Consider the following 22,484-nt stretch of genomic DNA (forward strand, 5'->3'; position numbering starts at 1 on the left):
CATTGCTGGTTATTGTGGCGTCCAGGGGCTAAAGCTCCTTCCATAGTTACCGCCCATCAGGGTCAGGTCCAGGATGTTCACTGCACCGTCTCCGTTGACATCTGGTGTGCTAGCCGGATCATAGCCAGGTTCACCCGGAAGACTACATTTTCCTGGGGTCGTGCTGCCAAACGCGCCACCGATACAGGCGGCATCGCCAATGCCGATGTCGCTGCTGTTGGTAGCATCGCCGCCTAATAAGACGACGGTATTGAGCGCTGTCAACGGCCGTTCCACTAAATTTGCCCAATGTTGCCAATCATCGGCCACCAAAATCGTGGTTGGTAAGAAGAGCGGTCGGTTGATTTGCAAGTAGTAGCTTGTACCCACTTCAAGCTGACGAGTGCCATGGAAGGCAGTGGTGTAGCCGCCGCCGGCAGCGCTTGCGCCGGAAGCCAACAGCGTAGACGAAGCCTTATTGGCAATATCAAACACTTCTACCACAGCCCCAGAATCATTCGCCCGGCCCTGTAAATCCACAAAGCCGGTAAACTGGGCGATCTCAATGATGTCCACACTGTACCGCAGGGTTACTTCTTCGATGATGGGGGTGGCGTTGACGTCGGTTGTGGACAGGGTCAGGCGGTATTGGGCATAACGGCCGTCGGGATTGTCCATATTGCCCAATGCATCAACTTCCAGCCATTCTGACCATTCACTCTCCAAAGTGGCGCTGGAGCCGGTCCGCGTCTCGACAGTCACCGCTGTGCCTGCGGGCATTGTTCCCAACCACTCGGCGCTGAGCCAGTCAACAACCACCTGCGCATCAAAAACACGCGACTCGAAAACACAGGGCGAAAGATAAGGCGGGCCAAGCCGCACCCGATCAACAGTCAAAGCTGTCGCCGGCTGTCGATAATCGCTGGCAGCGAAACGCAACGGCACGCTGATGGCCGTGTTCTGGGTATGGACCAGGGACCCATCAATGTAGAACTCGATGCGGTCGTCGTACCAGTTCATATGGTAAGTATGTGGGCTGTTCAGCCACTGACTGCCTAGAGGCACATCAATGAATGAACCTCCCCCCTCCGGCCAGGTGCGGGCATAGAGTTGACTAACCGGATCCGAGCCAGCGGTTGAGAAGGCAGTCATGGGGTAGGTGTTGTAGGTATCGTCCCCGCCGCCAAAACCGATATGCTGAAAGGGCTGGGCGCCAAAGGTGGCTCTGAACTCAATCGAGGCGCCAGGGAAGAGCAAGGCATCAACTCTGGCACGTGCGCCATTGATAACCATCTGCTCATTGCTAAAGGTAACGGTGCCCGGTCCCGTATCTTGCCAATCCCGCACTGACCAGCCAGCCGGCAAGCTGTCACCGGAGAAGTCTTCATCAATCAGGGCCGGCAGGCGTAGAGCGCCGTCGCCAATAGTGGGGTCAATGACGCAGGCGCCCGCTATTCCGGCGCTGAAGTTGGCGACGGTGGTGTCGGTCAGCGAACCCTGAGCGGTTGTCGTGAAGCTCCAGGTATCGTCATCACCGAGGGGGTTGCCGGCCAGATCGGTCACTGTCCCGGAGACAGTCACCAGGTAGAGTGTGCCGCCTTGCAGGTTCGCCGTCGGCGTGAGCGTGACGACCCCATTGGCGTATGTCACAACCGCGGGCATATCACTGCCAGCGCCGGAAGCGCGCAAGGTAAAGGTCGTATCCGTCAACGTGGCGGCGTTCATGGCTTCACTGAAGGTCGCGGTTACGGCCGTATCCCAGGCAACGGCCGTAGCGTCAGGAACTGGCGAGCGGCCCGTGATCGTCGGCGGCGTAGTGTCTGCGCCAATGTGGCTGGCAAAGCTGACATTTTGCAAGACCGGGGTTTGGCTGTTATCGGTATTGGCCAGGTCAGCTTTGTATTGAATGTAGCGTGAACTGCCGCTCAGGCTGGCCGGCGAGCTGCCCACTGACGCAAAAGCCGACCAGCTACCGTCTGGGGTTGGGCTGTTGCCAATGCGATAGCTCATCCCCAGGCTGGCGCCGGCCGGCACAACACTGCTCCAGGACATCGTGTCCCAAATTACTGTTTCGCCCGCGTCGAACACTCGGGAGGTCAGGCTGCATGGCGAACTATACGGGGACATGTGCAGCCAGTTCACGTTCACGCTTGCCCCACCAGCCTGATAATCGCTGATAAGCGGGCGCATCGTGTTGAGGATGGCTACGTCGGCCGTATGGACCAGAGAGCCGTCAATGGTGAAAAGAACCTGGCTGGCGGTCCATTCAATGCGGTAACGATGCGGGGTACCCAGCCAGTTTCCCGCAATGAGAGTATCCGTCACAGCGCCATTGTTGTTCGTGCGGGCATACAGCCCACTGGTGGTATTGTAAGTACCGAACATGGCCCAATATTCGCCTGTTTGATTTGCTAACGACTGACCGAAGCCGATATTTTGAAACGTCTCATTGCCAAATGTGGCCTCAAATTCGAGGGCACGGCCAGGGGTGTAGAAGGCGTCCCATCCGGCTAATGCCCCATCAACCGAAACCTGACCGCCACTTAGCGTAGAAGCCCCACCTGTCCAGGAAGTGCTGCTCCACCCCACAGGCAATGTGGTTCCGTCGAATTCTTCCCCAACGGTGGGCGGCAGGATGACTTCGCCATCCTCCATCTCAGCGATGTAACAAGAAGAGTTGGCCGCTGCTGCACCAAAGTCGGCCGGGCTGGTATCGGTCAGCACTTGCGCCGGGGTGATAAAGCTGTATTCTGTGGAGGTAGCACTGTTGTTGGCGGCATCTACGGAGGTAACTTTGTAATAGTAGGTCGTGTTTGCCGCCAGACCGGTGAGCAGGATCGAGTGCGATGTTACTGAGGCAGCGCTACTCTGGCTTAGATTCAGTGCCCCTGAGGTTGTCCCGTACCCCACCAGAGAAGTGGCCGGCTCGTTTGTGTTCCAGGTGATAACGGCCGTTCCGTTGGCCGCCGGCGTGGCGCTTATATTACTAATGACCGGCGGCGTCGTATCGTTAGCCAGGGCTGTCGCGAAAACCGCGTCCACCCAATAGTTGGCATCATTAAAGCTCTCGTTTGGAAACAGCCCCGGTGTTTCATTGAGTACCCCATTCGTTCCCGGCGTTGGCGACTCAGATGCGGATAAGGCACGCAGGGGTCCATTGTCCACGCCTTGGGAGGTAAAGTAGTTGGCGCTGAAAGCATAATTACCATTTTCCGTCCCGTAGCTGGCGATATAAACGGTGTTGGCCGTAATAGCAACCGGTGGGTCTAAAGTGACCTCTTGCCAACCCGAGGCAGTTTCATTGGTGAAGGTAGCCGAACCGAGCAGACTGCCACTCATATCCCATAGACGGCCTACATGCGTGCCTGTATTTTCCGGATATTTATAGAAACGCAAGGCAGTAATGAACCCATCTTCAGAACTGCGGAATTTGACGCCTAATTCATAGCTGGCTGAATCAGCCGGGTTGCCTCCAACACTGGGGCTGTTATCCCAAATGCTGCATGGACAGCTATCAGCAGCCGTTGTAAATGACCAGGTTGTATCGGCTGCGAGAGGATTGCCCGACACATCAGCCACACCAGAGACGCCGCCCTTTACCGTTGCCAGATAGGTGGTGTCTTGTGCCAGAGCCGCATTGGGCGTCAGGCTGGCTGTATTGGTGGCGGCGTTATACGTCACAGCCGCCGCTACCAGGACATTTCCGGGAGCGCGCAGTTCAAAGGTATTGGTGTTGACCGTCGCGGCGTTCATCGGTTCGTTGAAGGTGACGGTTACTACACTGCCGGTCGGTACTTGCACGGCCGTATCCGGGGGCGAGACTGAGCTGACAACTGGCGGCGTGGTATCTTCGGCATAGCTGACGTCAACCGTGCCCGCGCTGGCGTCGAAAATGGCGTATTGAATCCCCTTGATCGTTTGCAAGGAATAGGAGACGGGCGATCCGGCAATGGTGATACTGGATACAGTGCCTCCTGCGGTCTGGGCGGGAACCATTACCTGTAAACCGTTTGCGCCTGCGCCAATGGAGGTGGAAAAAGAAAGGGTGTTGGCGGTCCAATTTAGTGATTCAAAGGCTGAACCGTTACGGCCGTCCAGCCAGGTCAGCATCTGGCGCGCCGAAATCACCGGCACGCCGCGGTCCTTCGCCACAGCCACGATCGTCTGCGCCGGGGCTAGATCTCTGTCGGTGTGCATGTTGGTCGTCAGCACGCCGTAGTAGCCGGGCGCGCCCAGGGCGTTGTCCAGCAGGGTCGCCGTATGGAGCTGGTAATTGATTCCGCTCTCATCCGGCATCTGCGTCGCCGCCTGGTAAACGTCAATCATCGTCCCATCCAGATCGGCGAAACGCATCGGCATACCCGAACCGGTGAAGTAACCGGGCCGGTTCTGGACCCACGACTCGGGCCAGTAGTAGTAGTTCGCGTCCAAGCGGATACCAAAGTCTAATTCAACCTGAGGCTGCGTGGCCCAATCGCTCCAGGCGATGCAGTGCGTGCGGTGCGTTGAAGGCGCCGGAACGGTGGGGAAGTTGCTGTCGAACGTCATTAGCTGGGCGGCAAAGAAAATCGGCAGGGTGGCCGGCGTCCAGTCAGCCTGGCAGCCTGTGTTGACATGGATGCTGACTTCGAAGCCCTGCGCCTCGTAAGCGGCGGCGGCGCTAGGAGAGAGCGGTGTTTCGGGATAGATGTAAGATGTTGAGCGAATGCACTCCCAATTATCCACTTCGCATCCGGCCGGATCCTGACTGGCGAACCAATCGAAATGGGTGGCGGTGCCATTCGTACTCGCATGGTCGTCACCGGTCATCACGACCACCGCCTTTTCGCCACGCGGGAAGTACCAGAAGCGGGGCAGCGGCGTCTCGTCCAGATTCATATGCAGGATCAGATTGGCCAGCAGCCGCTGCTGCTCATCCGCCTGTGGTATCTGCACCTTATTCAGGTCGATCCAGTCTGGCTGTACATCCCCAGTTTTGGCACCATAGAACATATCATTGGAACGCACGGGAGGGAAGCCGTCGCGCTCGTCGCCCGCCCAGGCGGGATTGCCCTGGCGCGTGTAGACGACCGATTTCGCCAGGTCATAGGTGAAAGCTGCGGCCTGGCCCCCGTTCGCGCCTACGCTGGCCAGCGTGACCGCCGGATTGCTTGTGGCTGTGCTGGCGTTGGAATAGAGCGTGGCCACGGCCGTCGCGCCGTCCAGGGAATAGAGATCGGCCGTGCCATGGAACTGGATCGTCTCACCGACGATGCCCACGCCCGGCGCGGCAGCCGTGTTCATCAACAGATAGCCTTCGGCGAGCGTCGTCGCGCCGACAGGGGCCAGCCCCAGCAGACCGGCGAGCTGCGCATCAGGCCGCATGGCGATGAGGTTGCCACCGGCGGTGACCCAATCGCTAAAGAGCGTGACCTGTTCCGGTGTCAGCCCCATGTGGGCTAGAATGACGACATCGTAGTTAGCCAGAACGGCCGTATCCACCAGGGTGATGTCGGTGACGGTGAAGGCGTTCAGGCCCTCAGCGCGCAGGATTTCGGCATAGTAACGGCCGAAGGGGTCGGTGGCCGTGGCGATCACCAGGATCGGACCGCCAGGCCCTTCGTCGGGCGGCGGGGGCGGCGGCGCGGCCGTGGTGAAGCTCCAGGTGAGGTCGCCGGCTAGCGGATTGCCTGCCAGGTCAGCGATGCCGCCGGTTCCACCCTTGAGCATGGCTTGATAGGTCGTGTTGTTGGCGAGAGCCGCGTCCGGGTCGAGTGTGGCGGTGCGCGAGCCGGCGCTGTAGGAGACGGCCGCGGCGACAAGCGCGTTGCCGGGATCGCGCAGCTCGAAGGTGCTGGCAGTCAGCGTGGCGGGGTCAATCGCCTCGCTGAAGGTGGCGGTGACGCTGGCGTTGACTCCGACGCCGGTGGCGTTAGCCGCAGGTGAGGTAGAAATGACGGTAGGCGGCGTGGTGTCTGGAGGCAGCGTCTCGCGGACGACGACGTCCACGTAATAGTTGCGGCCGCCGCCCGCGTTAGGGAACCCGCCGTCGTAGCGGTAAACGCCATTCAGTGCGCCCACCACGTTGGCGGGTGCGACTAACGGGCCGACCAACAGGTCGGTTGCGAAAGCGCCCTCCGGGCTGATCACGAACCACCCGGGGGCTGGCGAGAAGTACGAGACGACGTAGTTCGTGCCCACCGTCAGCGGGACGGGCGTCGGCAGGACGACCTCGCGCCAGCCGCCGCTGTCGGCGATGGCGCTGATCGAGCCGCTGGCGAGGAGGGCGCCGGCTTCGGTCCACAGGCTCGCCACCATCTCGCCCAACGCAGACGGGGCCTTGAAGAAACGGAGCGCGGTGACCTCGCCCGGGATCGTGGTGCGGAAACGCATCCCCAGCTCGATCGCCTGATTGTCATTCACGTTGCCGTTCCAGCCGGGCGGGCAGCGCGCCGTCGAAGAAGGTGTGGGACGCGAACTCCTCGACGAACGTGACGTCTATCCAGTAATTGCTCGATTGGTAGGTCTGCGTGGGAAAGCCTGGCGTGTCGTAGCGGTAGACGCCGTTCGCGCCAGCTTCGCCGTCACGCAGTGCGTAAAGGGGTGGGTTGGCAAATCCGGCAGTGGCGAAATAGCCGTTGGTGTAGGCATAATAAGTGTTGGGCGAGAAATAAGAAGCGACGTAGGTGGTGTTGGCCTGCACCGGTACGGGCGTGGCAAAGGTCGCCTCCACCCAGCCCAGCGCCCCTGCGCCGGGGAAGTCGGCCTCCCCTAGAAGTTGGCCATCGTTCGACCAGAGGTGAGCGGTAAACGTAGCGCTGGTGGGTTGGCCAATGTAGAAGCGGATGCCGCGGATGAAGCCAGCAACGTCAGTGCGGAAGCGGGAACCCGTTTCGATGGGATTCCCATTCTGCTTGTATTCGGTTGGTGTCGTGGCGTCATCCCAGAGCGAGCAGGGGCTGCTGGCAGAGCATACCCGTGGTTCAACGTTAAATGTGTGGCTAAGCGGTGTGCTGAGGTTGAGGCTGTCGTCGGCAGCGCGCACGCGAATGTCGGCCGTGCCTTCAGCGGCGACGTAGGTGTAGTTCCAATTCGCGCGGCCGGAAGCGCGCCGCCAGGTTTGCCCAGCGTCGGTGGAGATTTCGACCACGCCCACAGCGCCGCCGGTATCGCTCGCCGTGCCCGTGATCGTCAGCGCACCGCCAGGAACGGAGGCGCCCGCGGCGGGCGACGTCACCGCAACAGTTGGCGGGGCCGTATCCGTCGAAGCGCTCGCCGTCACCAGGCCGGACTGCAGCGTGGCCGGCTGCACGCCCATATCGGCGAACAGGTTCACCGTGGCCTGCTGAACGTTTAGGTCTTCGGTTGAGGTACCGTAGTCATGCGTGGCGTCCAGGCCCCACGACCACTGCACCGTACCCGCGCCAAAGACCAATGCCCCGGAAGGGGCCCGGTAGAGGCTCAGGTGGTGCTGGTCTGAGCCAGCGAAGGAGGGCAGATTGGTCGTTGAAAGCAGAACCCGGCCGGCCGGATACCAGTCGGCGTACTCCGGATATTCGGGGTCCCACTCGTAACCCACTATGTTTTGGCCCAGCGTCAACTCATCCGTCGGCCCAAGAGTGGCAACGGCCGTATTGCGCCAAAAGCGCAGCGGCGCGTACTCACCGGGAACGGTCATCGCAGCCCCCGGCGTGGTCAGCCGCCAGCTAATCTGGCCGCTGAGCGAATTCTCCGGGGTAGATCCGGGCGCCTCGCGCCATTGGCCGGTCCAAATAGTGCTCGGATCGCACAGGTAGTTGTCGTAGCAGTTGCGGTGCTCGACCGCGCCGCTGGGGGCGGAGCTGCCTTCCTTGTAGACCACCTGGGTGCGGTAGTCCGTGCTGCCCCATCTGCCGTGGACGCCTCCCAGCGGATCTTCCAGTAAATTTCATTGGCGCTAAAGAAGGCCAGGTGCTTGCCGGCGTCCCGGGTGGCAGTGACCGCATCCCGTCGGCCTTGCGACCAGTACTCGTCATGACCGACAGAAAGATAGACTTTGTGGTTCAAAAGCAGGCTGGCGTAACGCTCGACGTCCACGGCTGACATGTAGCTGACATCGAAGCCATTGCGCTCCAGCCAGCGGATCATCGGGTATTCGGCGTTGAACAGGTAGTTCTCCAATTCTGCGCCGCGAGTGGTAAAAGGGCGGTTGTAACTGAGCTTCTCGGCCATTGTCGCGCCGGAACTGCCGTAGGCGTTGTAGCCGCCGTACGGGTTGTAAGACTGCCAGGTGGTGTCGGAGGTTTGGAAGAGCAGGTCTGAATTGCTGGCATCGTCGCGCACGATGAACGGGATGTGGCTGGCCCCGCCGTTGTCGATGCGCGTTGGCCGGGCGATATAAACGCCCGAAGTCGCACCGGCCGGTACCGACCAGCTGGCGGATACGGACCAGTTGCCGCAGTCGAGCAGTTGGCCACTGGTGGTAGCGCCGCCGCCCATTTCGATGGTGGAGAGATTGCAGGCGGGCTGATTGGTCTCAACTGTGTCCACATCGGCAATAGTGTGGACTAAGCGTGCACCAACACCGTTGTAGTAGCCAAGCCGGTAGATGTCGATTCTGAATGCTGGCGGCGCTACCGGATCGATCTGGCTGCCGCCATCGGCCGGGTTGGTATTGCCGATCTTGAATCCAATCGTCCCGCCGCGGTTCACGCTGATATTCGTGGCGAATCCCTGAACGCTCGCGTCGCCCGCGCCGTTTATCTCCCACTCGATGGCCGGGTTTCCAGTCAGGCAGTTTTCGGCCACGATGGGATTGGCCGGACTATCACAGGCGTCTTCCAGTTGGGATAATACGGGAGACTGCCTGGCAAGCATCTGCGTCACAATGAATGCCAGAAGAATGATCACGGCGAGCTTGCGCTGGGTTGACATATTTTGTATGAATGCGTTCATTTCTAACCCCCTGTTTCTGAAAAGAAGACCAAGGACAGTTCACTTTGGGATCAATGTGCAGCAGCTGCCTGAGCGTCAGGCAAAGGGCAACCTCCCGTCGGCGACGGGTGGTTGTCATGCTGGCTAACAGCGTGGGCGCTGAATTAATTGGCGGCAGGAGGCTTAAAAGCCAGCCTACCCGCTTCATGGGGTCACGCCTGGGGCTTACGTTGGCGCAGCAGCGGCAAACCGACAAAGCTGGTGACGACAGCTATAATCCCTAATGCGCCGATAACCAGAACTACCGGTACATTGCTGTTGGCATTCTCACCGGAAGCGTTGAGGGAAGACAGGGAAACGGCCGTTGGTGTAAATAGAATCAAATCCGGCTCCGTGGCCGCCGCACCGCCGGGCAGATTGCCTCTATTTTCGCGGTCATTAAAAGCTACAAGGGTGCCCTGCGAGCACCCCGCAGTGATACGAACACCAACAGTAGTTGCTGGGTTGGCTCTCAATCCGTCAAAATAGTCACCGAGCGCTGTCGCACCGGCTGGATCGGCACTACCGCCAAACACGACCTGTTGTGGGTTAGTTCCATTGATCAACGCGACAGAGGAGCTTGCCAGTATAGTACCAGAAGCCCCTGGGCTAGGTTGATCGAGATCTTCAGTCCAATCTTGCGTACTGGGTATGAACAACTCGAAAACAATCACGCCAGGTGAGGGAGCACCCGATACATCATAAGTTGTTAGTGTGAGTTGCGCGGAATCAATAGCCCCCCCAACATCACGCAGATCCCAGCCAATGAAACTTACCTGATCGGGAATGCACGCACCAATGCCGCTTGATCCCGTCTGTACGCCATAACCATTTTCACACCATGAACCTACCTGCGCATCACATAAGGTATCTTTCGATGGACTGCGATATGTTCCAGCGGAGACGTTAGCAGCAGTTATTAGTGTTAAGGCTAAAAAAATCAAAACCAACCATATCAAACGTTTTCTCATGATCTTCACCCATTCCTTATCAATTCAAAACAAACACTCTTCTAAGGCCAACTAATCGGCGCTGTCTCATCTAGACAAACAAAATAAGGATAACCAGTTCTTACGGTAAAGTCAGCGCTGGGAGGGCTAATAACTGGTTTGAAAAGCCGAAAATTCTGGGTTCCTGGGTTCCACCCCAAAACCTGGGTTACACCGCCAATATCATCAGCTAACGCTGACGCTCGCAAAATATCTGTACGATCTAATGGTATTGAGAGACTATTGAGCGTACAATCACCCGACAATCCCAAAGTGAAATTAAAAACAATCGAACCTTGAGAAGGCACACCGCCAACAAAAGTTACTACTTGATCTACTGTATTATCAACCTCAAGCACATATAGTCCGCCTATTGACAATTCGAAGTTGGCAGAAGGTGGAGACGTAACCGGGTTGTAAATTCGGAAGTTTTGGGTTGGTGTATTCCATCTTTGTACGAGTTTGACACCAGATCCGACATAGGCTGCTAAACCCGATGCTCTAAAGGGCACAATCGATGCGGTGGAATCCAGGGGCAGAGCAATCATGTTGAATTTGTTGGTCGCAGGATCGGTTAATAAGGGGTAATCAAACTCGCCGACGCGGTTGGCGTTGGCGCTTTCGAACCCGTTGGCACACGCCGATCGGACCACATAGAAGTTGTTGCTGGCGACGTCGCCCAAAGCGTCATCGTCATCAAAGGTCAGTGCGCTGGTGGTGTGGTGGGGGGTCGTGGGGGTGAAGTAGGCGTAGGTGTCGCGGTAGATGTTGTAACTGGACACGCCGGGAACGGCCGTCCAGCTCAAGCGAGCCGTCGTTGGGTTGAGTTTCGCGATAGCGGCGGTGGTGGCGGCGGGTGGCGTGGTGGACAGGCTGCCGTTAACGGCCGTTGCTGGAATCGTCACCCCATTGATGGTAGCCAGTTCGCTGTAGCCGAATTGGATTGACGAGTTGGTCTGTGCCCCTTTGGCCCGGAAAGTGACGCGGCCAAAATTGCCACTGCCGTCAACCGGCGGTCTCGGGCTCAGTTGGGTCAACGCCAAACGAACGGTTCCGTCTGTGTTGTCCCACTGTTTCCTGGCAATATAAAAGGTTGGCAGGAGAAAATCTACTGATTCTTGCAGCGCCGTCACTTCCAACACTGCCGGGTCAAAGGTAAGCAAAACGTCGGCCCCATACAATCCGCTGACGTTGTTGATCCGGATAAAGACATCCAGCGTCTCGCAGCCGTTAATCGTCGTCGTAACCGACTCCAGCGTGATCGTCGTGCCGCTTTGGGCCGTAACTGACTGTGGGTTGGAGAGCAAGCCCACCAGCCAGACGAGGGCCAGGATACAGGCGAGAAACAGTAACGGCCGTTGCCAGCCAATCTTTTCCTCTCTTGTCCACCAGTTTCGCGTATGTGTCATCATCTACTTCATCTCCCTAGTGGGTATGCGCTAAAGCGCCTATGTTGGCTTATCAGTTCCGCTGCACAACAGGCAAGAACAGCTTGTAGTCCGCGCCGACGGTTAATTCATAAACTGCCCCGAACGGATCGGCCGGGATCACCTGCCCGTCAAGCGTGGCCAGGGTCGTATCAGAGACAGTTACAACGGCCGTGCCCTCCGCCACACTTGCAAAAGAAAAGGCAAACAAAGCGCCCGAGCCGCTGACCGGCTCGCGTGGATTTACCTGCGTCACGGCATACCAGACCGACCCGGCTTCATTGTCCGCCTCACGCCGCACAATAAAGTCTGGCGAGAGCAAATCGCTGCGCGGGATCACCTGGATACCCGGCAGAGCCGGGTTCGCATCCTGTACCTGCAATAAGGCGGGTGGGAAAGCCAGGCGAACATCCACCGCGTACAGGTCAACCACATCTTCCAACCAAACTTCGACAAGGATCGTTTCGCCAACCACATAGCTGCCGGCTGCCGGCAGCACGCGCAGCGCCGTTTCTATGGGCGGTTGGGACGTGGCAGTAGGCGTAGATGAAGGTGTTGCGGTAGGCGTAGATGAAGGTGTTGCGGTAGGCGTAGTTGAGGGTGTTGCGGTAGGCGTCGCCGTACTGGTGGCCGTCATTGTGCCCATCGTTGGCGTTGCTGTGATGGTCGGCGTGGCTGTGGCCGTCGCAGTATGAGGTGGCGTTGCCGTACTCGTCTCTGTTGGCGTTGCCGTCGCGCCATCGCCGATCTGGTAAACAGCGCCGCTGGCCTGGGCCGGTATGGAGAGGCCATTGGCGTCGGCCAACTGGTAGGTGGTCACCGTCACGTTGGTCAATCCCTCAGCGATGGTCATGAAGGTAAAGGAAAAGAGCGCGCCAGAGCCGCTGGCCGGCGGCGAGGGGTTGATCTGCGTCGCGGCATACCAGACCGTACCGGCCACATTGTCTGCCTCGCGCCGGATGACAAAATCTGGCGAAAGAATGTCAGAACGGGGCGTTACCTGAACGCCGGGCAGATTGGGATCGGCGTCCAGCACTTGCAGCCGTGTGGCGTCGAAGGCCAGGCGAATGTCTACCCCGTAGAGGTCCACCACATCTTCAACCCACACCTCCACCGCAATCGTTTCGCCCACCGCATAGCTGCCTGTTGGCGGGTTCACTACAATGGCGGTGTCACTGGTTTGATTGAGACCATAGACGCCCAGAAGCGGCAAAAACAGTACAGCCAGCAAGATAAGGCTGAGAGTGATTTGTTGTGAGGTTAGCCTGGTGTGTGGCCTCTGGTTCATCAGTTTTAGGGTTGTGCCTGACGTTTTCGGCTCAAGAAAGAGAAAACAAGGACAATAATCAGTAACAAGCTGATGGCCGAAAAGAATACCTGTGACAAGGGAATTTGTCCACTATTTTGGGCGCTGTCAGGCGTATCTGCCCCATTGTCACTGCCCACGCCGCTGCCAATCACGGCGACGGCCGCTGCTGGCCCTTTGGCGACGGCCGTTGCCCCTTCAGCCAGGGACAAAGCAGCCACGGCTTCTGGCGTTGTGTCGGCGATGGGGGTCGCCGTTTCAGTCGGAACGGCCGTTGCCGCAGCCGCCGTTGATTCGACTTCGGCCGTGTTTACCGCGCCATCCGCCCCCGTTGCGACCGCCGACGCCGGAGCCTCTGGGGTGGGTGAATTGGCGCTGAGCGGCGCCGTTGTGACGGTGGCAAGCGCTGCCTGTTGGGTAACGGCCGGCGTCGCTGTTGCCGTGGCCTGGGGTGTGGCGCCTGGCGGCGTGACGGCCGTTGGCGTGGCCTGCGGCGCGGCCGGCAGGAGGTCTGGGGCCGTCGTGGGCAAGGGCGTCCCGGCCAACTGCGCCGGGATGGGCGTTGGCGTTTGCGGGGGTGGAGCGGCGGAGATGACCGCCAACTGCCCATCTATCAACTGCGGGACAAAACTCGTCCCATCCCGCTGCGCCAGCTCACCAGCCACCAGCAGCAGGGGCGTCTCGCCCGCCTGCCGGGCGCGGAAACGAATCACCATCAGATTGCCGCTGCCGCTTTTGCCTTCGCTGGGGTTCAACTGGGTCATGACCAGCCGCAGTTGGCCCAAATCATTCCGTGCCTGGTTGAAGATGACAAAACCCGGATCAAGGAAAAGGCCGAGGGCCACTTGATCGCCCTCCAAAGCAGGATCAAAATCCACCACTTCCACAATGGCCGGATCATAGCTGACGGTGACGTCAAAACCATACAGGCCAGTTACATCTTTAATTTCGACGGCCACGTCTATCGTCTGGCCCGTGGCTACCTGCAGCGTAGACGGGCTGAACTGTAAAACAGCCTCTGTGTTTTGGCCCCAAACAGACGGGGGTGCAGCCAGAAGCCAGAACAGAATCAGAAGCAGCGTCAGGGGATGTCTTATACAACGGCTCATAAACATTTTGTCTTCAAGGTCAAGGCTGGTACTCGCCGCTTCAAGGCGGCGAGTACCAGCCAGGTTAGTCAGGCGTCAGGTCAATAAACCTGAAACGCCACAAAGATGTTATGGAGTTGGAGTTGGAGTCCAGGGGCTGGAGTTCTTCTCGAAGTTACCGCCCATGAGCGTCAGGTCCAGAATGTTCACCACACCGTCCCCATTGACGTCGCCAATCCCATCAACACCACAAACATCCGGCGCACCACCATACTGACCCCCGATACACGAGGCGTCAGTAATTGTAATGACATTGTCATTGGTGGCGTCGCCGCCTAACAAAACCACTGTGTTGAGGGATGTGAACGGCCGTAACGACGCCCCCGCACTGTTAGCCCATTCTTCTGGTACAGGGTTATTAATCGAATCAAGGGAAACAAGAATAGTCGTTGGCAGGTAAAGCGGTCGGTTAATCTGGAAGTAGTATGTGCTGCCGATGAAAAGCTGATTCAGGCCTTCATAAGCTGTGGTATAACCGCCACCGGCATCACTGGTTCCCTGCGCCAGTAAGACAGACGCAGTCTTATTGGCGACGTTGAACACTTCCACCACCGTGCCGGAATCATTCGCCCGCCCTTGCAGGTCCACAAAACCAGTGAAGTTCGCCAGCCCGGTGATGTCAATCTGCCCGTCGTTGGTATCGGTGATATTGCGATCTGTGGTGCTGGGGGCATTAAAGCCGGCGTTGTTGACAAAGACCTTCGCCCCATTCAGAGCGCCAGCGCTGGTATCCGCCTCCAGATGGGAGATGTCGAACAGCGCCGACCAGGGACCGTTTGCAGTCAGGCCAGGGCCATTAGCTGTGAAGCTGACGGTAGCTACTGCACCACCCTGCCACTCAGTCGCACCAGTTAGGGCGCATTGATAACCTATCTCATTGTCTAATAGGTCGTCATATTCTTGGCAGTAAGCAGTATCCCACGGTGAGACGAAGCTAAAGTTGAGAGGCGGTTCGGTCAGTAAGTCGTCGTCATAGCTAAAGCGGAAGCTAATGCCGTACAGGTTTGCTGCATCAACCATTAGGTTAACCGTGAAGGTATCATTCTCGTTCACGTCCCGCTGATACTGGTCTCCAGCTGTCGTTGGGTCAACGTCCATGTAAACTTCGGCAAAGGTCCAGGGTAGAACCGTGACGTTGGCGCTGACGCCGTCACCATTAGCTCCAGCCGGCCCAGCCACATCACCCCAGGAATTGTATGTTGCCGGGAGCGAGCCGTTGCCGTCGTGCTGAATGCCGTTGCCGCCATTGGCCTTGAACAGGTTGCCCTGAATGGAGACCACGCCGCCCAGAGTGACGCCGCTGTTCACCAGCAAACCGGCGCCGCTATTGCTGTGAATCCAGTTGTCGAACAGCTTAAAGGAGGTGACGTTGGCCTCCACTTCCACGCCGTTGGCCCATTCCCGTACTTCCACATCCTTCAGGGTGAAGTTGTTGCCACCGGCCCTGACTAACACAGCAGGCGAAGTATCACCGTTGCCGTCCAAAACGCCGCCCTGAACGGTAACGTCAGCAGCCACAATTGTAAACGCCGGTGAACCTGCGCCTACGGTACCGCCGTTGAGATTGATGGTGACACCAGGTCTGTTGACAACTGCACCACCGCCAACCGGTCCGGTACCCACGAAGACAATCTCTTCGCCGGGGTTGGCAGCGTCCAGCGAACCTAGCAGGTCATCATATGCCAAGGTGGTGGTGTTCTGCCAGTTGCCGGTCGTAGTTGTGCTTCCGCAACTATCACTGATCCAAGGCTGGAAGTCGACGAAGTCAGTAACCTCGTCACCTGTGCCACTAGGGTTCTGAGTTAGGTTGTATGGCCCAGATTGGTGGCCCCACCAGTTGTTCTCAGCATCCTGATTCACTGTCGCATTGCTGTAGAAACCCAGACCGTTGTCAGAGATGCAGTTATGGTTAGCGCTCAAGGACACCGCACCGCTGCTCCGGTAAGCTAACAATGCAATATCCCAATCCTGGATACTAGAATCCGTTACACTAACCGTGACGTCATCACCTAAAGACCAGGCGGCAACGGCATAGCTATCGGGTTGATCAACCCCGGAGAGAGTTACATCTTCCACAGCAACCACTGTCGAAACGCCATCTACTATATAGCCTTCCCGCGTTGGACCATTTTCAAAAGGCGATGCCGGGACCACCTTCAAAACACCTTCACCCATTGCCCTGGCGCCGTAGTCACGTACACTGATACCTTCTGCATAATCAACTGCAGCGGATGTCACGGTGGTTCCGGAGACAGTACCTGGAGTTTCCTGGAAGATGATACTGGCCTGCGAATTACTCACGCTACCACCAGTAACAGCTACAGAAGCTCCGTGGTAAAACAGCATACCGGTGGCAACCCATCCACTGCCAGTGTAGGCGATACCGGTTACGTCGGAATCAATTACACTACCGGTGGCGTCAGAAGCTATTTGAATACCGTTTTGGGCGGTTACGTTAGTAGGCCCAGCACCAATCACGGTACAGTCATCTACGTTCACCGTCAGGCCCGCTCCTGATAGTGCCATCCCAGTTTTCTGGAAATCGGTGATGACGCAGTCGGTGACTGTCAGGGTCCGCGCCGTTGCATCTTCGTTGAAGGCGTACAAGGCAACCCCGTGTTGAGACCCACTCAATGGTGTGTCACGCACGCCCTGGATCTCTACCACGTCCACCGTGCCGCCGGCGTTGTGATAGCCGATACCCTGGAAGCGGTAGTTGGCATTGCCCTTGCCTGCGCCGTCGACCACCAGATTCTTGATCGTCACGGCATCTGTGTCGTGGACATAGACGATGGGATAGTTATTGTTGGTTCCCGTCACAAAGAACAAAGGGAGAGTATTTGGTGACTGGATGATCGTGTTCGGACCAACGCCCACCAGTGTCAGGTTCTTGGCGATTTCGACCTGTTCGACGTAGGTTCCAGCAACGGCATTGACCTTGTCTCCCGCAGTTGCAGCGTCCACTGCGGCCTGGATACTCAAATATACGGTGACAGCATTGCTGGTAGAGGTTGCAGTGACACGCAGCAGATCGCTGGGGTCAGTAATATAGACGCCTCGTGGTAATGTATTGTTGGACAGGAATGCTTGTACCTGTGTCAAGTTTGGTAACCTGCCGACTTCATCGTCTCTCGCGAGCAGCAGCCCAGACACCCCAGTGTCAAACGCATTGTTGGTGATTGTTGGAAAGACCGCGGGCGCATTCCGCCAGGCAATGTCATCATCAAATCCAGTTACGTAGATGCCTGCATTAGCAACAGATGATCCTGGGCTGTTGACAAACTGATTGCCAGTGACCAACATGTCGATTTCCGCAGGAGGAATGTTCCACCCTGGGCCATTCGTTGTGCTGAACGATCCTCGTAGTTCGTTATCCGCTATGCGGAATTTCTTTATCTTGGAAACAAAGTCCTCCAAGTTGACTGTCGAAGGTACGTTCTCGTCATTGATGTAGACAGCACCGTACATCGGGAGGCTACCTAAAGCGCCTACAACAGAGTGTTCCAAGGTGAAATTGTCTTCCACAATCTCAATGGCCTTGTTGACCAATGGTTGATGGGTACTTCCAACACCAAGCAGTTTCAGTCCGCGAATCGTTACATTTGGTGCTGTGACATGGAAGTTTGTACCCCAGTTGGACTGAATTGAGGAAGTAACGGTCGCTGCGACATCTTCGACATTGGTAATGGGAACCCCATCAGCGTCCACTCCAATAATGGAAACAGACTTGTTTATGAGCATACCCAGTGGGTTATTGCCGGAATTTGTGTTATCTCCAGGGTTGTAATTTGCACTTTCCGTGTAAGTCCCGGGATAGACAATTATGGTATCGCCAGCCGCTGCCTTGTCGATTGCCGCTTGAATCGTGGCGCAGGCGGTACTTGTCGTTGAACAGTCATTGCCGTCGTTGCCACCGGGCGCGACGTAATAGTTGATGGGATCGGCCTGCACGGCCGACGTGAGCAGAACCAAAAGCAGCGTCAGCAAAGTGACGATGGTTAGCTTCGATTTCATTGTATTTTCTCCTGAAAATAGAAACAGGGGCGACAAAACGCCCTGGTAAATGGTTGATATTCCTGGTTAAACAACTTCGGAAACCTGGTTTGTGTGGAAATTTGTTGGCTAATGTTTTCCTCCCTTTCTGGCGACCTATGCATACTTCAGGCGCTGGTGATAAACGGCCGTTTAAGGCCAACCTATCAGGCAATTCCTTTTTGCTAGATTTTTTACTGGCACACGAAAGTATAAATGGCTGGCCCTCCTTTTATCGAATCTGCCATCCGCATATGGATCGCAAATTTCCCCAACAGAAACTCTTCTCATGTGGAGCACTTTTTGTAGTTTGTATAAACGCTCACAAACTACCGCTGCATATTAGAAAGGAAATCGGTTTAAGGTTTTTGGCAATTCACCGCAACAACTGGATTTACTACCAACATTAGTGGGAGATTAACAAAGCGATCTTACAAAAACTGTTACACTTGTGAAAAAAACCGCACAGAAAAAGAGAAACTTATACTTTGGCAATAGTACATTCGGATGCTGCAAGCACCAGGGAATGATTTCTCTGGCTAAAACAGGAAATATGCTTCAGCATACTCTGGCAGCGACGTTCCGATAGTCTGCTTGAGCAGACTTTTTATCGCAGTCACCGAATTCATTCTGGGCGATTGGGGAAATCGCCCGACAACCTCAGGAAAAGACTTTTCTGGAGTTATATTGAGTCCCCTGAAAAAAGTAACGCAGAGGCGCAGAGACACAGAGTTACCAGAGAAGACATCCTTCTCCGCCGCCGCGTCTCTGCGTTTTTGGGGGAAACTCAGTATTCAGTTTTCAGCTCGCGTTTTCCAGCAACGCCGACTGAAAACTGATCACTGACTACTGACCACTGACTACTGACCACTGACTTAGGCTGCCAACCTACTTATGAACGATGGGCAGGGCGAGTCGGTAGGGGGCCAGCGCCCCGTCCAGGATGGTGAGGGAAACGTCGTCCACGTAAAGGGCAGAACGGCCGTTTACCCCATCATTCAACACCCCAAAATGAAGCAGCAGCGGCTGACCGGCGTACTCCGGCGATAGGTTCACTGTGTAGCGCTGCCACGCCTGCTCGTTGCTCAGGCCCCAATGCAATATTTGCAGCACATCGGCCGTCACCGGGTCAATTAGCAAGACGTATTGGGCGTCGCCCGCGGCCGTCTGCTCCGGTTCCAGCCAGCGGCTCTGCGGCCGCAGGTCGGGCTGCGCCGCCAGCGTCGCCTCGCCGGAAGCCGGGTAGAAGTTAAAAGTCAGCGTCGCCTGGAGCGTGCCCGGCGGCAGGGTGAAGCTCTGCCGGGCGGAGGAGTAGCCGTTGCGATTGCTGCTGTTGTCCAGGCCGAGGTGGAGCGCGGAACGGCCGTTATACACCACCTGCCCGCTGTACTGCCCTGTGATCGGCGTGACCGGCAGCGTCCAGCCGCCCGTCGCCTCAAAGCCGCCGTTGATGATCAGATTGTGGAACAGCGTGCGGTAGCGCCAGACCCCGGCGCTGCTGGAGATATACACGCTCCCGGCGCTGTCTACCTGCACCCGGCCTAATGCCGGCGCGTCCGGCGGCGCGCCGACCAGCGCCCAACTCAGGCCGCCGTCGCGGGAGCGGTATAACGCCCGGTCGGTGAGGGCGTAAGCCGTCTGGTCGGCGGCGAAGTTGGACGAAAAGGCGACATCTTGCAGCATCTCATTGTCGGCGATGCCCGCCATCACCGGCGTCCAAGCGACCCCGCCGTTACCGGAGCGGAAAATCGCTTGATGGAAGGTGTAAACGGGGATCATCTCGCTCCAGGTGGTGACGGCCAACAGGGTTCCGTCGGCGCTGAAGTTGGGCGAGACGGCCAGTGCGCCGACAGTCCGATTGCCCACCAGCCCGCTCGTCGCCTGGGTCCAATGCCCCCCGTTGTCATTGCTAAACCAGAACCCATTGCTGCTGCCGACCAGCAAACGGCCGTCGCCCGGATACCCCGGCGACAGAGCGATTTGCTGCGCCGCCCCCTGCGCAGACGGGTTCCAACTGCCCATCTGTGACCAGTTGTCCCCCTGATCGGTTGAGTAGCGCAGGTAGCCCCCGGCGGCGGTGAAGACCACGCCATCATCGGCGTAGGCAGGCGAGATGGCCAGGTGTTTGATGTAGTCGGTATTGTGGACGCCCACCCAATTTTCGCCGCCATCCTGGGTGCGGCTGATGGATGCGCCGATGCCCTGGCCGCTGGCGGTGGCGGCGAAAATGGTCTGGTCGTCGGCGTAGGCGGGCGAGATAGCCAGGGCGACAGTGCTGTAATAGCCGCCGCCCCACTGCGAGCCGAGAACTTGCCAGTTTTCGCCCCGGTCCAGGCTGCTAAAGATGCCGTGATTTTGCGTCCCGGCCAGCAGCAGCGATTCGTCGGGGGCCAGGGCCAGGGTGGTGGCCGACATCACCGCCAATCCCTGGCTGGCCTCCTTTATCACGCCATTTGCCAGGTCGGCGGTGAGCAGGCGGTAGACGCCCTGCGGTGTGCCGACCAGCAAGACAGGATGCGCCGGCCACTGCGGCGAGATTGCCAGACGGGAGATGGTCAGACCGGCGTATTCGGGAACGGCCGTCCAATCCAACCCCCCATTGTCTGACCAGTAGAGGCCAATGTCCGTCCCGGCGAAGAGGGTCTGGTCGTTGGCGTAATCGGGCGAGACGGCCAGGCTGAGGACGTAATCCGCTTCGCCCACCGGATGGCTGATCCAGGTCGCGCCGCCATCCTGGAAGATGTGCAAAAAGTCGCTGCCGCCCCAGAAGGTCTGGTCGTTGGCGTAGTCGGGCGAGATTGCCAGGTTGGAGATGTATTCGGCGTGGACCTGCGTCCAGGTGTCGCCGCCATCGCCGGAACGCCAGATGCCATTGAGGCTGCTGATGATGATCGTCTGGTCGTTGGCATAGTCGGGCGAGTAAATCACGGCGGCGATCCATTCATTTAGCAGCCCTTCCCCGGCTGCGGGCGATTGGCTGCCTGGTGACCATATTTCCGGGGCGGTCCAGGTGTGCCCGCCGTCCTGGCTCAGGTAGAGTACACCGCTGCCGTAGCCGGCGATGGCCGCCATGTGGCCGCTGGTCGGGAAATCGGGGGCGACGGCCACCCCCGTGACAAAACCGATTTCGGCTGGATGGTTAATGGGCCGCCGCGTCCAGCTTTGCCCGGCGTCAGCGCTGTGGAAAAGGCCGCCCCAGGTGGCCGCGAAGAGGGTCTGATCGCTGGCGAAACCGGGCGAGAAGGCGTAGGCGAAGACGGCCGAACTGTAATCGTAGGCGGCCATGCCGCCGGAGGATTCCACCCAGGTCTGGCCATAATCGGCCGATTTGCGCACGCCCAGGCCGGAGGCGCCACCCTGGAAGCTGGTCAGCCGCTCCCCGGCGAAGGCCAGGCCGTCGTTGGCGAAGCCCGGCGAGACGGCCAGGACGTTGACCTGGCCGCCGCGCGGCCCGCTGCTCTGCCAGCTTCCCGGCTCCGGCGGGCTGCCCTGCGGTACATGGCGGGTTCGCAGGCCGCCGCTGGTGGCGGCGTAGAGGTCGAGGGAATTGGCCGGTTGGCTGGTGAACTGATAAACGGCCGTTCCCTCCGCCAACCCATCCAATGCTTCCCAGGTCGTTCCGCCATCGGTGGAGCGGTAAACAACTGTCCCCCCATCGGCCCCATACTGTCCTCCGGCCAAAACCGAGCCGTCTAGGGCAAAAGCCAGGGCGCTGATGGTTAGCGGTTGACCGTCCTGCTCTGGCGGGATGGCCCCAGCAAGCGCCTGCCAGTTGGCCCCACCATCGCTGCTGCGGTAGAGGCTGGTAGGCGCGCCCGCTTCGGGGCGGGCGGCGGCGTAGAGGGTGCGGCTGGCCCCATAGACTGGCGAGATGGCCAACGCCGTCACCTGCGGCACGGATAAGCTTTGGCTCCAGGCGAGGCCGCCGTTGACAGAACGCTGCACGCCCGCGCCGCCCGTCCCGGCGAAGAGGGTCTGGTCCAGGGCGTAGTTGGGCGAGACGACCAGGGCGCTGACGTTGAGGCCGGGGGCGACCAGGGTCCAGCTATCGCCGCCGTTGGTGCTGCGGTAGAGGCCAACGGCCGTTGTCGCTCCCTGCGCCGCCGCCCAGACGGTCCGGTCTACGGCGAAGTTGGGGGAGATGGGCCAGGGCGGTGTAGGCGTGGGGGGCGGGGGAAACGGCCGTCCAATGCTGGCCGTCGTCGGTCGAACGGTAAAGCCCTCCCTCGACGAAACCATGCTGCCCGATCATCCCGGCGGCGGCGAAAGCCGTGCTGTCGCTGGCGAAGGTCGGCGACAGGGCAAGGGCGTTCAGCCGGGCCAAACGGCCGCTCACCTGCCGCCAGGTTTGCCCGCCGTCGGTCGAGCGGTGGATCGCCCCGGAATCAGGGATGAGCGCGCCGCTGTCGAAGCGGCCCTGCTCAAAATAGGCGCTTCCGGCGAGGATGAATAGCGAGCCGCTGTATCCGTAGTGGGGAGCCTGGGCCAGGGCGCGGGTCGCCAGGAGGGGCAGTCCTTTATTCATTTGCATCCAGTCGCCGCCCCGGTAAGCGGAGAGGGCGATGCCGGCGCGAGTAGCGGCAAAGGCGCGGCCGCTCCAATCCTGGTTGGGGGCCAGGGCGAGCGACTGCACGCCGCCGCCGATCATCCCATCCTGGTAATCGTAGGCGGG

The 22,484-nt window shown here is 58.6% G+C and carries 9 protein-coding genes; all 9 read right to left on the reverse strand.

Annotated elements, in window-relative coordinates:
• Positions 1-9 precede the first annotated feature (9 nt).
• Complete coding sequence (locus IPM39_12510; GenBank protein MBK8986876.1) at positions 10-6,381, reverse strand: DUF4082 domain-containing protein; 6,372 nt, start codon at positions 6,379-6,381, stop codon at positions 10-12.
• Positions 6,374-7,636, reverse strand: a complete 1,263-nt coding sequence (locus tag IPM39_12515; protein ID MBK8986877.1) for a DUF4082 domain-containing protein — start codon at positions 7,634-7,636, stop codon at positions 6,374-6,376. Before IPM39_12515 ends, IPM39_12510 begins: the two co-directional genes overlap by 8 nt.
• Before the next feature lie 17 nt (positions 7,637-7,653).
• Positions 7,654-8,892 carry a hypothetical protein gene (locus IPM39_12520; GenBank protein ID MBK8986878.1) on the reverse strand — a complete coding sequence of 413 codons (1,239 nt, stop codon included), beginning with the start codon at positions 8,890-8,892 and terminating at the stop codon, positions 7,654-7,656.
• A 191-nt stretch (positions 8,893-9,083) separates the two neighbouring features.
• On the reverse strand, positions 9,084-9,881 hold the full coding sequence (locus IPM39_12525; protein ID MBK8986879.1) for a hypothetical protein: 798 nt from the start codon (positions 9,879-9,881) through the stop codon (positions 9,084-9,086).
• Positions 9,882-9,922: 41 nt separating this feature from the next.
• A complete protein-coding gene (locus IPM39_12530) occupies positions 9,923-11,311 on the reverse strand; it encodes a hypothetical protein (protein MBK8986880.1) in 1,389 nt (462 codons plus the stop codon).
• A gap of 49 nt (positions 11,312-11,360) precedes the next feature.
• Entirely contained in the window at positions 11,361-12,614 is a 1,254-nt protein-coding gene (locus IPM39_12535; protein ID MBK8986881.1) for a hypothetical protein, read from the reverse strand.
• A 5-nt stretch (positions 12,615-12,619) separates the two neighbouring features.
• Positions 12,620-13,741 carry a hypothetical protein gene (locus IPM39_12540; protein MBK8986882.1) on the reverse strand — a complete coding sequence of 374 codons (1,122 nt, stop codon included), beginning with the start codon at positions 13,739-13,741 and terminating at the stop codon, positions 12,620-12,622.
• Between the two features lie 108 nt (positions 13,742-13,849).
• Positions 13,850-17,794: a hypothetical protein gene (locus IPM39_12545; GenBank protein ID MBK8986883.1), complete on the reverse strand. Its 3,945-nt coding sequence runs from the start codon at positions 17,792-17,794 to the stop codon at positions 13,850-13,852.
• A gap of 906 nt (positions 17,795-18,700) precedes the next feature.
• Positions 18,701-22,051 carry a hypothetical protein gene (locus tag IPM39_12550; GenBank protein ID MBK8986884.1) on the reverse strand — a complete coding sequence of 1,117 codons (3,351 nt, stop codon included), beginning with the start codon at positions 22,049-22,051 and terminating at the stop codon, positions 18,701-18,703.
• Between the last annotated feature and the right edge of the window lie 433 nt (positions 22,052-22,484).

The sequence above is a fragment of the Candidatus Leptovillus gracilis genome (genome assembly GCA_016716065.1).
Classification (GTDB): Bacteria; Chloroflexota; Anaerolineae; order Promineifilales; family Promineifilaceae; genus Leptovillus; species Leptovillus gracilis.